The organism is Oceanispirochaeta sp., from assembly GCF_027859075.1.
Classification (GTDB): domain Bacteria; phylum Spirochaetota; class Spirochaetia; order DSM-2461; family DSM-2461; genus Oceanispirochaeta.
Genome location: NZ_JAQIBL010000168.1, coordinates 1 through 13,509 on the forward strand (window position 1 = coordinate 1; position 13,509 = coordinate 13,509).

A 13,509-nucleotide genomic window follows, 5' to 3' on the forward strand; every position below is an offset into this window, starting at 1 on the left:
GCATCAAGGATTATGCTCTTGAAAACAGCATTGATTATTAAAGGGTTTTCCTGGATGTTCTCTCTGCCCGGAATCAGCTCGATGGTGTGATCAAACTGGATGAAACAAGCTTCTCTCTGAGCTCCAGTGTCGCCGAAGAGGAGGAATGGGCCGCCACGGCGTCGATAGACCTGCCCTTGTTTGACCAGCTGGGGCTGAACGGGGCTCTCAATGATGATAGCAGCGGGAAACTGGGCCTGACTTTTTCACCCCTGTACCATTCGGACAGTCGGGAGCAGTTGAGCATTAATTATGAAAAAGCCCTGCTTCTGGCCGAAGAGACGGCAGTCTTGACGGAGAATCATGCTCTTTCGGCGGCATTGAACTGGATGAGCGCCCGGCAGCAGCTGTCGGTTCAGGAAGAGATCGTCGCCGTAAAAGAAACGGTCTACCGGGATCAGAAGGTCCGCTATGAAGCGGGAGAGTCGACACTGGATGATGTCCGGGACGATCTGGTGGCCTGGACCGAAGCCAGAACTACCCTGTCGAAACAGCAGACTCTGCTCCGGTCGGGAGAGTCTGAACTCCTTCAGACCCTGGGTACCAGCCTCGATGCTGCCGGGGTCGGGATCATCTCTTCCGAGATACTCCGAAGCGAGATGGAGGCACTGAAGTCCTCTCTGACTCCTGAAGCTGCCAATCCATCCCAGGTTTACGAGGTAACCTCATCCTATAAGAGTGTGGAAAGTTCCCGGGAAAAACTCTCGGATACATGGATGTTCGATCCGACTCTGAATCTGGCCGGAAATATCAATCTGCCCTCCAGCTCTGATGCTCTCAACACGAGCGGTCCAGGCTGGGAGGCCAGTATTCAGATGGTCTTCTCTCTGGATGACTGGCAGGGGAAAGAGAGGGATGAGAATCGGAAGATCCTGACTCTGGCCCTGCTGGAAGCACAGCAGGCGGAGAGGGAGAGTCAGCTGAATCTGCAGCAGGTTCTGATCACCCTGGAAAATACGGAACAGAACCGGGTCCTGGCAGAACTGGAAATGGAGCAGTCCGAAGAGCTTTATGAAGAGGCACAGTTCCTTCAAAAAGCGGGAGACTATTCCTCCGCAGAATCCGAGGATGCCCGTCTGCTCTTTGAACAGGCCCGGGTCAATTATTTTGACATGCTCGCCGGGGAATTCCTGGCCTGGAGGGATCTTCTCCTATACCTGTAGAGACCGGAGCCAGTCTATTCAAGACCCTTCCAGCCCTCGCTTGCCTCCCCGGCTGAAACTATTATATGATCTTGATTATGATAGAACAGTCCTTCTCCCTTCGTTCAGGTCAGAATGTCTATATGGTCGGCATCAAAGGGACCGGTATGGCCGCTCTGGCCGAAATTTTCCAGTCCCGGGGGCTCCGTGTCTCCGGCTCGGATGTGGAAGAAGAGTTTTATACCGACAAGGTCCTTCAAGATTGCGGAATTCCCTTTTTCAAGGGCTTTTCTCCCGACAACATCCCCGGGAATCTTGATTTTGCGGTCCGGTCGGCAGCCTATGGGACGGATCATCCCGAAGTTGCTCTTCTGGAAGAACGGAACATCCCCCTCCTGCTCTATCCGGAGGCTTTGGGACTGCTCTCCCGGGAACACTCTGCAGCGGCCGTCGCGGGGGTCCATGGGAAAACAACCACAACCGCCCTGTGCGGAACACTGGTGCAGTCCCTGGGTCTTGCCGGAACCGTGCTGGTCGGAAGCGCCGTTCCCGCCTTTGGAAACCGGTCCACCCTGGTCCAGGGCAATGATTTTTTCCTGGCCGAGACCTGCGAATACCGCCGGCACTTTATGTATTTTTCTCCAGACCGAATGATTCTGACCTCTGTGGAAGCGGATCATCTGGATTATTTTAAAGACGAAGCAGACGTAGAAAACGCCTTTTGCGAGTTTATAGCCACCCTCCCCGAAGGGGGCTCTCTGATCTACTGCCATGACGATCCGGGTGCTTTCAGAACAGCCCTGAGAATGGCTGCCCTGCGTCCCGATATCAGGATGATCCCCTATGGGTTTCAACTGTCCGGAGAGGGGAAAATCACTAAATTAAAACCGGACACAAGCGGTGAAAACCAATTTACAATAGAGGGCATTGAAGCCCTTTTTAGACTCCGGATTCCCGGGGATCATGTCATTCAGGATGCCGCCGCCGCCCTCCTGCTGGTTCTCGATCAGTATCGCTCCCAGGGGGGGGGCTCAGAAAAAACCCCGCCTTTTCTGAAGGCTCTGGAAGAGGGGATCTATCACTTTACCGGAAGCCGCAGACGCTCCGAGATTGTGGGGGAAGCCCGGGGAATCCTGATCATGGACGACTATGGTCATCATCCCTCGGCTGTCAGAAAAACCCTGGAAGGCATCCGGGATTTTTACCCCGGAAGGCGCATCGTTGTGGATTTTATGTCTCATACCTATTCCCGTACCGCCGCCCTGCTGGATGATTTTGCCTCTTCCTTCGGAGCAGCGGACGAAGTGATCCTTCATAAGATCTATGCTTCCGCCCGGGAACATTTCAACGGACGGATCAGCGGCCGTGATCTTTTTAACAAGACCTGTGAGCAGCATAAACAGGTTCTCTATTTTGAAGAGCCCGCCGAGGCGCTTCCCTATCTCAATGAATCCCTGAAAGAGGGAGATCTCTTCGTGACCATGGGTGCCGGTGACAACTGGCAGCTGGGACGGAGTGTTTACGCGCGTCTAAAGGAGACACCATCATGATCAGTATGACCGGCTACGGCTACAAGGAATTTCAGAACGACAAGGTCCGCTTCTCCCTGGAGATTAAATCCTACAACAACCGTTACCTGGATCTTATTCTGAACCTTCCCAATCCCCTGTCTCCCCTGGAAGGTCAGATTCGGGCCCTCGTCAGCAGCAGCCTCAGAAGAGGCCGGGTCGAAGTATATCTCAAGATGAAAGAACTGGAGGAAGACCTGTCCCTGACAGTGGATAAAACCGCCGTCAAGGCCTATGCCGACACCCTTCGTGAAATCCAGTCCCTCGCCGGGATCGGCGGGGATATCTCTCTGAGCCACATCCTGAATATGGAAGGAATCATCAAGACAGATAAAACCCGGAACCTGGACGAACTGTATGGATTGATCGAACCCCTGTTTAAGGACGTCCTGAAGCAGTTGATACTCTCTCGTCAAACAGAGGGAATATCGACAGAGAAAGACATCCTGGGGCAGATCAGTTTCATGGAAGACTGTGTGAACCAGGTCACAACTCATGCCCCCCGCATGCAGGAGCAGATCACTAATAACCTGAAAGAGAAGTTTGAAGAAATCGTGCAGGGTAAGGCCGACGAAAGCCGCATCCTCGCCGAGATCGCCATCCAAGTCGTCCGTTTTGACATCAACGAAGAACTTCAGAGGCTGGCGACCCACCTGGAAGGCTTCAGAAACAGTGCCGCCTCATCAGAACCGGTCGGAAAAAAATTGGATTTCCTCTGTCAGGAGATCAACCGGGAGGTAAATACCATCGGCTCTAAAAACACCCTTGTTGAAATAGGAAGGCTCGTTGTCGACATGAAGGATTCACTGGAAAAGGTAAGGGAGCAGCTTAAAAATGTTGAATAAAAAACCATTTAGAATCGCCATCTCAGGACGCAGCGGATGCGGGAACTCGACGGTGAGCACCATTCTGTCGGAGCGGATGCATCTGAAACTTGTGAACTACACCTTTCACAACATAGCCAAAGACAGGGGCATCGATTTCATCAAACTTTGTGAGATGGCCGAAGAAGATCCCCAATGGGATTATTTTGTGGATGAAAATCAGGTCAAACTGGCCATGGAAGACTCATCCGTCCTGGGCTCCCGTCTGGCCATCTGGATGCTCAAAGAGGCCGACCTGAAGGTGTTCCTCACGGCCAGCCCTGAAACCAGAGCCTTCCGTATTTATGAAAGGGAAGGGGGAGTCTTCGAACAGCGGATGGTGGAAACCCATGCCCGGGACGAACGGGATCATGCCCGGTATAAGAAATTATACGAAATTGATACCGATGACTATGCCTTTGCCGACCTGGTTATCAACACGAACCGTCTCAATCAGCATCAGGTGGCTGACATCATCGAAGCGGCAGCCAAGGTTGTTGTCGGGAAAAAAAAGGACGATTTAAAACAAGAAAGACAGGATTGACCAGTCTGGTCATTAAAAGGAAACATAAAATGCAATACAGAAGCATGCCCAAATCATCAGATAAACTTTCGGTCCTCGGATACGGCTGTATGAGGCTGCCGACCTTTGTGGGTGGAGCTGCCTCCAGCCTGATAGATAAGGAAAAGGCGGTTCACCAGATCCGCCTTGCCATCGATAACGGGGTGAACTACCTGGATACAGCCTATCCTTATCATATGGGAGCCTCAGAAAGCTTTTTAGGGGAGCATATTCTCAAAGACGGATACCGGGAAAAGGTCTTTGTCGCTACAAAACTACCCTGCATGATCATCAGTAAAGCCTCAGCCATGGAAGAGATCTTCCAGAAACAGCTTGCAAAGCTGCAGATTGATACCATCGACTACTACCTGCTTCATTCCCTGGACGGAAGCAGCTGGGAAAAGATGAAGGATCTGGGTGTCATTGATTTTATGGACAGAATCAGAAAAGAGAAGAAAGTCAGGCATATGGGATTCTCCTTCCATGGAAGAAAAGAAGACTTTATGAAGATCGTCGACGAGTACAACTGGGACTTTACCCAGATTCAGTACAACATCCTGGACGAGCATTTTCAGGCGGGAATCGAAGGCCTGGACTATGCCCACAGCAAAGGGATGGGGGTCATCATCATGGAGCCACTGAGGGGCGGTTCTCTGGTTGGCAAGATTCCCGATGAAGTGCAGAAAATCTACGACATCGCGGAAATCCGGAGGAGTCCCGCCGACTGGGCTTTCCGTTGGATATACAACCACCCGGCAGTCACCATGATCCTCTCGGGGATGAATCGGGACGAACACATTATCGAAAATATCAGAATAGCCGATGAATCTCTCCCCGAGGGAATGACGGATGATGATATAAGCATTGTGGCCGGAGTCCGGGACAGGTATAACCAGCTCCTTCAGGTGGGATGCACCGGATGCGCCTACTGCATGCCCTGTCCGGCGGGCATCGATATCCCCGCCGCCTTCAAGAATCTGAACAACTTTCATATGTTTTCCAAAATGGAATCCAGGTTTTATCATCTCTCCTATCTGGGGGTTCAAACCGCGGATGGCAAGGCTCACTGGACCAGCAGCTGCATCAATTGCGGTCAGTGCGAGAGCAAGTGTCCCCAGAACATCCCGGTGAGAAATGTTTTTAAACAGGTTCAAAAGGATCTGGAGGGGCCAGGAGTCAGAATGCTGGCCTCTGTTGGGCGGACCCTCTTGCCCCGAAAAACAGTCAACCCTCAGAAATCTGGCTAAGTTCCCTGAAATTAGAATTTTCCCTGCCTGATGGTCTCTTTGATTTTATTGAATTTAAAGATTATAAAGTTATTAGTAGGTTCGATGGTCCTTATAGGAGGGATTGATTATGAAAATTCAGGCTGACCTCAGTCTGTTTGAACGGCATCATGCCGTCTTTCTGTACCAGCCCCTGACTCTCCTGACCCAGGCACCCATAGACGAAGAATTCCGATATGGTTCAACAGACTATAACCCGGCCGATGGATTTCTGGATCTGGTGTATTCCTTCGACTTCTGGCGATTTTCCTACCTCTACGATCTTATTGATAATACAGAGGGGTTTTTCCTGAGTCCAGGAATTTCATTTCAAATCAGAAATGCCTCCATAGTTTTCAGAACATCTCTCAATTCTAATGGAAGTGTCCAGGATAATATCGGTCCTGTTCCCATCCTCAAGCTGAGGACCGGATACCGCTGGCACAACAGTCTCTTTGTCATGTTTGAGGGTGACGGCTTTTACGCCAGCAATAAAGGCTTTAATGGAGCAGATTATCCTTTTACCGGATACATCTATGACCTCTCTCTCAGAGGCGGCACCTCTTTGAACAGCTGGTCATCCAGTTTTTTGAATCTGAGATTCCTGGGCGGGGGTGCAGAGGGTACCGATGATAATGATCAGTACACCTATAATGATCTCCACACCCTTTCCCTCACCCTGGGAATGACACTGCATCTGTAAATTCCCTACTTCTTATTCAGAATCTCGGTTTTCTCGATAAATTCTTCCTTGCTTATCTCGCCATTGATATAGCGTTTCTGAAGGATCTCCATGGGAGTTTCACCGCCGACTGACGAGGGAAGGTGGGGCCCTTTTTTAAATATTAAATAGGCAAAACCCAGAACCAAAAGCAAACCAATTCCCATCATTATATAACCTCCGTATTGAAAATGTTCGAAACCAAAAGAACCGCCGTAAAAACAGTTATTAAATCCATGCATATCGCACCTCTATAAATTCAGTGATGCCTTAATAATAGAGAAAAGGTATGAATAAAGTGTGAACGAAATATAGATAAATACAGTTTCAGTAAAACTATTTATTTTTACTGAAGATTCAGTTACCCAAATACCCTAAAAGGGCCAAAAGTCTATTAATCACATCATGGGACAGGTTTTTTAAGGAAATAAACTTTGTATCATAATCCGTGTGATTAAGGTCATTTAAAATTATATCAGACACATTTTTATGGAGCATCTCATGTTTTTCCATCAGGATTATATATTTTTCATTTTGATCCTTAAACTCATTGCTATGACTGTCAAGCCAATGCCCCAGGGAACAGGAATGGTGATCTCCGATTTTAGCAGTATCAATTTTATTATTCCCTTCCATATGATTCTGAATCCGCTCTACCCAGATTTGGTGGGCTCTGATCATATCTATAATTGATGCCTGATTCTGAAGATCTGAATTGTAAGTAAAAGATTTTAAAATATCTTTAAGTTCTTCTCCTACATTCTTATTCAGCTCTCCTAAAGTTATCATTTCATTCTGAGCGAGTATAACCTCTTGAATTGATGAATTCAAATGTTGGGCAATATCTTTATTTTTCTGAGAACTATCACTGGTATAATTAATTGCCTTTGATAATTCGATAACTGCATTATCAATATTCTGGCTTTCAATTACAGTTTGACTGTTTATCTCACCTAAGAGATTGGCTCCCTCCAGAATCTGTGTGCTTCCAACAGATACTTCGGCAGTGCTGTCCACTATTTCCTGAAAAGCATTGGTAAAGGATGTTATTCCCTGAACTACATTATCAATTATAGAAACTGTTTCAGAACTCTGAGAATTGGCAGATTGAATTTTATCAATGGTTTCCTTTATTGTTTCTTTTATCTTGTTACCGTTTTTAGAAGTGGAATTGGCAAGCTTTCTCATCTCTCCTGCGACAATTGCAAACCCTTTTCCTTTTTCACCGGCATGGGCCGCTTCAATAGCGGCATTCATGGCTAGAAGGCTTATCTGATCAGATATGTTGGTAATAATATCCAGAATATCATTTATGGATTGAATATCTTCATTTACCTGTTTAAAGACTCGCTGAGTAGTATCAACAGATCGTTTACCATCAGTACCGAGTGATGCTAATTCAAGGGCATTAGCAAGTTTATCTTTTGCTACAGTGGAAACATTCTGCAGAGAAGTGCTCATTTCTTCTATGGATGCCGTTATTTCTATTGTAGAACTGCTCTGTTCATCCATTTTATCTTTCAAGATGGAAACTGAACCGATTATTGAATTTGTGGAATTCTGAGATTCCTGCATCATCCGGCTGAGAATTATAGATTGTTCAGTAATGTCTGATGTTGAACTGTCCACATGTTTTAAAGAGTCAATGGTCTGCAGAATATTGAATCTAAGCACATCAGACATGGTGATTGACTGTAGTGAGCCTTTTTCCATGGAAATAACAAGGTCCTGAAGGTTTGGTTTTAATTTAATATTTATCATCTTTTCCAGATGATACAGCTCTTTGAATCTCACATTATGATTCTCTACGAATAAATTCCCATCCGAGATTTTCAGTATTTGATCGCTGACAATGCCAAATGATCTTAAAATAATTTCAGAAATAATTAACGAGAGAAACATGCCCAGCATGATTGATAATATTGAAATAATAATGATGACTTTAACCGATTCATTGATAATATTTAAAGCCCTGTCTGCATGGTCGCTGGCACCAATCACCCAGTCAAAATCCTCCAGGTAAGAGTATACGGCGATCCTTTTAGTCTCGCCGACTTCTCCGTCATTTTGATACAAATACTGGATTCTGTCTTTCTCGCCCTCATTCAGGATGGCATTGTCTATCATATCTTTGATAAAACTATTACCCTGGGCATCCTTCAAATCATATATATTCTTTCCGTCGCTCAGTCTGTTTTTTGAAAGGATATAGTTTCCTTTTGAATCCAGAATATAAAAATATCCTTCTTCTCCAATAACCGATTTTGAAATTTTATCTAAGAGAGGTTTGAAATATTGATTAATGGGAATGCCGGCAAAGAGAACAGTAGAAACGTTTCTGTCGTTGTCTGTTAGGGGAGTGTATATGGTCAGGTAGGATATTCCCTGAATATATGCCTTTCCATAGTAGGTTTTTCCAGACATGGTTGTCCGATAGACTTCAGTATCCGGTTTAATATAAGTTCCAATTATTTTATTCCCGCTGGAATCATCGATAGATGTTGCAATTCTCCCTAGACCTGTATTATCAGGTGTAAAAACAGTAAACACTGATTCTGTTTCTGCACTCAAACTGTCAACAAGTCGTTGATAAGAATCCACAGATTGGCTTTTGAGATTGCTGTATTTTTCTTCGAATAATTTATAATCATTTTCCAGAAGTAGCGGTATAAAATCATTGTTTAACTGAATCTGATTAACAAAAAGTTCCAACTGATCTTCCAATTCGATAATTTGAGATTCATTAACAAAAATAACTGTTTTTCTAATATTATAAAAACCTGATATAATTGCCGGAATTAGAATTAGGATGATACTCATAATGAGGAAAAAGAGACGGAATGAGATTTTGTTCATGTTGCCCTCAGTTGTTCTGAACGTATGCTTATTTTAACATTTATTCATAATAAATGAAATGGTTCGTCTTGCATTGTTTTTATTAAAGAGGGGAGAAAACTTAGTATATAATACCTCAATGGGGAAGGATCTTATTGATAAACGCATCTGTTTCTGCCCTGGGTTTTGGCCTTGTACAAGGAGGCATCAGCATTCTGCACCAGATCCTTTATGGATGTCGTTTCACTGGGAATGCAGCTTGCTAGTCCGGCACTGATGGTGACATAGGAATTGATTTTGGAATCAGCATGCTCAATCTTCAGGGATTCAACATCCCGTCTTATCTCTTCCATCACTTTTTCTATGTAATTTGAATCTGTATTGAACCATAGAAAAATAAATTCCTCTCCCCCAAAGCGGGAAACCAGGTCAAAAGGCCTTTTCATGGCAGATTCAAATGTTCCGGAGAGGGCGAGGAGGCATTTATCACCCTGGACATGGCCGTAGTAGTCATTATATTTTTTGAAAAAATCCACATCGGCTATCATAATTGTCAGGGGCAATTGATCTCGGAGGCACTGTTTCCAGATCTTCCCTGCAAAATTGAAAAAATACCGGCGGTTAAAGAGGCCTGTCAGAGAATCTCTATCGGCAAAGTAACTCAACTCTTCGGATTGTAGAAACCGCTTCCTCAAGGAGCGCTCCATACTGATGCTTCCTATCAGGGATGCCAGAATACTGAGAGACAGGAATACAATTTCCGGGGGAAACCCAATGGTGGAACAAAATTGATCAAAATTGGCGACACAATAGGCAATCAGTATTGTCAAAGAAATAATCATGGACAAAAAATAATGCAGGCCGCTCAGAAAAAAACTAAACAAGACTATAACCATCAATACGGGATAAATCGGGCCGATACCGGCACTCTCTGCCAGGTTCACAAGTTTGACACAAGCCAGAGCAGAAACGACTAGAGTCAGAAAGATGGAGAGCGGGCAAAACCAGCTGGTATTGTCGTATTTATAAATCAGAGCTGTGATGATGAGGAAGGGGCCGATGCCGAGAAATGTAATTTTCAAAAATTCAGAGCGCCAGGGATCCTGCAGGTATAAAATATCCAGCAGGCCGAAAAGGCACATGGTGATGGAACCCACAATGATCATCGTTTTATACTGGAGTGGATTCTCTTCCATTTTCCATTTATAAAAGCCGTCATTCTGATTTAAGAAATAAAATAGTTCCGGAGTGGCCAGGCTTTTACTTTCAGGTTCAGAATTCATATCAGTAGTTTTCTCATTTATATTTATGAATTACAATATACAATTCAGGTATTCATAAAAAGATGGTCATTTATTTATACTATTTTTTTAAACTCTGGAAATGATCTAATCATCACCGAAAAGCCTGACGGGGAGTCAAACTACATCATAAAAAAGAGCAGCCACGGGAGCTGCTCTTTTATATTCAGTTATAAGAACCTTAAAGGGGAGTATATCCGGCTGCCGTTATGGCAGCCTTCACATCTTCCAGTTTATCCCCGGCCAGTGACAGAGCCACTTCTTTCTTATCCAGATCCACAACCGCGGAAGTGACAGAATCAACAGATCCTGCAGCCTTTTCAACTGACATCTTGCAGTGGTTACAGGTCATGCCGTCCACTTTTAATACTACATCCATAGTCTCTCCTTGTACTACTAAAGCCCTAAAGTGCTTTAGTGATTTTATGTTCAAGGCCTTAGGGGCCTTGCTTGTGTTTTTATCTCGACCGGCAGCTCCCTCTGCGGTGACCGCAGCAGCCTTACCGGAAGTATCCATTTTAAAGTTCTTCAGACTCAGCGAGTTGGTCACCACTGAAACCGAACTGAAGGCCATGGCCGCTCCCGCGATGATGGGATTCAAGAAGCCCAGGGCCGCAAAGGGGATGCCGATGGCGTTATAGAAGAAGGCCCAGAACAGGTTCTGCCGGATCTTCCCCATGGTCTTGCGGGAGAGCCGGATGGCCGCGGCGATCTCTCTCAGGTCACCCCGCATCAGGGTGATATCAGAGGATTCCATGGCGATATCAGATCCCTCTCCCATGGCGATGCCCGTATCGGCGGTCGCCAGAGCCGGGGCGTCATTCACCCCGTCTCCCACCATGGCTACAACATGGCCGGCTTTCTGAAGTTTCTTTACCTCTTCCGCCTTGCCCTCGGGAAGTATTCCCGCCAGCACATGATCCACTCCCGATTCTGCGGCGATAGCCTCGGCAGTTCTCTGGTTGTCCCCGGTGATCATATACACTTCCAGACCCAGATCCTTCAGCATCCTCACGCCCTCGGCGGAATGTTCCTTGATCCTGTCGGCCAGGGCGATCATTGCCAGAGCTCTCGTGCTGTCAGCCAGGATAACAACCGTGCTGCCCTGTGCTTCCAACGCCGCTTTCCGGTCGTTTATTCCGTCCAGAGAACACCCCTCTGACCTGATGAACTCTTCCTTGCCGATCAGATAGTCTTTTCCCTCCAGGGACGCCCTGATTCCCTTACCGGGAACCGCGGAAAAACTCTCTGTTTTTTTCAATTCCAACCCGGCCTCCCGGGCTGCCGTCACAACCGACTGAGCCAGTGGATGCTCGGAATTGTCCTCCAGACTGGCCGCCAGTCTCAGCAGCTCGTCGGGGGGCATGTCATCTACCAGGGGGATCAGCTCCTTCATCTCGGGTTTGCCCCTTGTGATGGTCCCTGTCTTATCCAGAACAATCGCCGTCAGTTTCCCTGCGGCCTGGAGAATTTCCCCATTCTTGATAAGGATACCCCGTCCGGCACCGACTCCCGTTCCCACCATGATGGCCGTCGGAGTGGCCAGACCCAGAGCGCAGGGACAGGCGATCACCAGTACCGCTACAGCGGCAATCAAACCGCTGCTCACGGAAGCAAAGACCAGCCACCAGATCAGAAAGGTGAGAGCGGCGATACCGAGAACTACAGGAACAAAGATGGAAGCCACCTTGTCGGCCAGCTTCTGAATGGGAGCCTTTGAACCCTGAGCCTCTTCCACGATGGAGATAATCCGGGCCAGCACAGAATCGCTGCCCACATGCTCCGCCCTGAAACGGACAGAGCCGTAGCTGTTGATGGTTCCGCTCACCACCCGGTCTCCCGGATTCTTCTCCACAGGCATGCTCTCCCCGGTGATCATGCTTTCATCCACCGCAGTGGTTCCCTCCAGGATCGGGCCATCCACGGGAATCCTCTCCCCGGGTCTGATGACAACAATGTCTCCGGGAACCACATCGCTGATGGGAAGGTCCAGGATCTCTCCGCTGCGTTCCACCCGGGCCGTCTTGGGTTGCAGACCCATCAGCTTCTTGATGGCCTCAGAGGTCTTGCCCTTGGCTCCGGCTTCCATATATTTCCCTAATAGCACCAGGGTTATGATGATGGCCGACGCCTCAAAATACAGTTCCGGAGCACTGCCTGTGTTTGCAAAAAAACCGTTGTAAATACTGTAAAAATAGGCCGAAGAGGTTCCCAGAGCCACCAGCACATCCATGCCGGGGCTTCCCGCTTTCAGGGACTTCCAGGCTCCTTTGTAAAAGCGGAATCCGATCCAGAACTGTACCGGTGTGGCCAGGGCCAGCTGCAGCCAGGGTTGATGCAGGAAGTGGAGGGCTTCAATTTTAAAGAGCATGCCCACCATGGCCAGTACCAGGGGCGCACTCAGCATGGCGGCCACAATCGTATGCAGCCTCAGCAGTTTCAGCTCCTTCTTCTTCCTCTCTTCCTCGGCCCCGTTTTCTTCTTCCTGAGGAAGGCTGGCCTCATACCCCGCATCGATGACACTCTGGATGATACTTTGTACGTCTGCCTGCTCCGGGTCATAGCTCACGCTGGCCTTTTCTGTCGCCAGATTCACCGCGGCCCTGTCGATGCCTCCGGTTTTCAATATTCCCTTTTCAACATGAGCCACACAGGAAGCGCAAGTCATGCCTTTTATATTTAACTGAATAATTTCCATATATAAATCCTTTCTCCCTATTTCAGCATTTTGCCGATGGTCCCCAGGAGTTCGTCCACCGCTTCTAAGCTGCCGTCCTGAATCTGATGGACAATGCAGCCCTTCATATGAGCCTCCAGCAGGGTCTTCTTCACCCCGGTAATCGCCGATTCCACACTCATAAACTGGTGGAGGATATCGTCACAGTACACATCTTCATCGATCATCCGGGTAATCCCTCTGATCTGCCCTTCAATCCTGTTCATCCGGCTCACCATGGCCTGCTTGGTCTCGTAAGGATGATGGGCCTTGCGTACTTCTTTAGTCTTTGTCATATAGGATACCCCCCTATAGTATAGTCTCGTACATAATAGAATTTATGTCAAGGTTAACTTGAAGTGATGGACGGGATTAAAAAGGGGAGGGAGGTTTGCTCTAAGAAGGCCGAAGGGTGACGCGGGAAACTGTGCTCTACCAAGGCTGAAGGGAATAACGCAGGACACTTTGCTCTACCAACGCTGGTTTACAGCCTTGGT

11 protein-coding genes are annotated in these 13,509 nt (G+C 47.3%); 6 read left to right on the forward strand and 5 right to left on the reverse strand.

Annotated elements, in window-relative coordinates:
- The first annotated feature begins 86 nt into the window (after positions 1 to 86).
- From PF479_RS09315 to PF479_RS09340, 6 genes are all read left to right on the forward strand, one after another.
- A complete protein-coding gene (locus tag PF479_RS09315) occupies positions 87 to 1,202 on the forward strand; it encodes a TolC family protein (RefSeq protein ID WP_298005370.1) in 1,116 nt (371 codons plus the stop codon).
- Between the two features lie 77 nt (positions 1,203 to 1,279).
- Positions 1,280 to 2,731 carry a UDP-N-acetylmuramate--L-alanine ligase gene (gene murC / locus PF479_RS09320; protein ID WP_298005373.1) on the forward strand — a complete coding sequence of 484 codons (1,452 nt, stop codon included), beginning with the start codon at positions 1,280 to 1,282 and terminating at the stop codon, positions 2,729 to 2,731.
- Entirely contained in the window at positions 2,728 to 3,594 is an 867-nt protein-coding gene (locus PF479_RS09325; RefSeq protein ID WP_298005376.1) for a YicC/YloC family endoribonuclease, read from the forward strand. Before murC ends, PF479_RS09325 begins: the two co-directional genes overlap by 4 nt.
- Complete coding sequence (gene cmk / locus PF479_RS09330) at positions 3,584 to 4,156, forward strand: (d)CMP kinase (RefSeq protein ID WP_298005379.1); 573 nt, start codon at positions 3,584 to 3,586, stop codon at positions 4,154 to 4,156. The genes PF479_RS09325 and cmk overlap by 11 nt, the downstream gene beginning before the upstream one ends.
- 29 nt (positions 4,157 to 4,185) lie before the next feature.
- Positions 4,186 to 5,421, forward strand: a complete 1,236-nt coding sequence (locus PF479_RS09335; RefSeq protein ID WP_298005382.1) for an aldo/keto reductase — start codon at positions 4,186 to 4,188, stop codon at positions 5,419 to 5,421.
- 109 nt (positions 5,422 to 5,530) lie between these two features.
- Positions 5,531 to 6,142: a hypothetical protein gene (locus PF479_RS09340; RefSeq protein ID WP_298005384.1), complete on the forward strand. Its 612-nt coding sequence runs from the start codon at positions 5,531 to 5,533 to the stop codon at positions 6,140 to 6,142.
- A gap of 5 nt (positions 6,143 to 6,147) precedes the next feature.
- Here the strand turns inward: PF479_RS09340 and PF479_RS09345 are convergent, their stop codons facing one another.
- The 5 genes from PF479_RS09345 to PF479_RS09365 form a co-directional block, all read right to left on the reverse strand.
- The gene (locus PF479_RS09345) at positions 6,148 to 6,402 is read right to left on the reverse strand and encodes a hypothetical protein (RefSeq protein ID WP_298005387.1); all 255 of its coding nucleotides are present in this window, start codon (positions 6,400 to 6,402) and stop codon (positions 6,148 to 6,150) included.
- Positions 6,403 to 6,517: 115 nt separating this feature from the next.
- Entirely contained in the window at positions 6,518 to 9,016 is a 2,499-nt protein-coding gene (locus PF479_RS09350; RefSeq protein WP_298005390.1) for a Cache 3/Cache 2 fusion domain-containing protein, read from the reverse strand.
- A gap of 131 nt (positions 9,017 to 9,147) precedes the next feature.
- Positions 9,148 to 10,278, reverse strand: coding sequence for a diguanylate cyclase (locus PF479_RS09355; protein WP_298005393.1), 1,131 nt, complete (start codon positions 10,276 to 10,278; stop codon positions 9,148 to 9,150).
- Between the two features lie 199 nt (positions 10,279 to 10,477).
- A complete protein-coding gene (locus PF479_RS09360) occupies positions 10,478 to 12,994 on the reverse strand; it encodes a heavy metal translocating P-type ATPase (protein ID WP_298005396.1) in 2,517 nt (838 codons plus the stop codon).
- Positions 12,995 to 13,011: 17 nt separating this feature from the next.
- Positions 13,012 to 13,308 (reverse strand): metal-sensitive transcriptional regulator, encoded by a 297-nt coding sequence (locus PF479_RS09365; protein ID WP_298005398.1) that lies wholly within the window; start codon positions 13,306 to 13,308, stop codon positions 13,012 to 13,014.
- Positions 13,309 to 13,509: the final 201 nt, after the last annotated feature.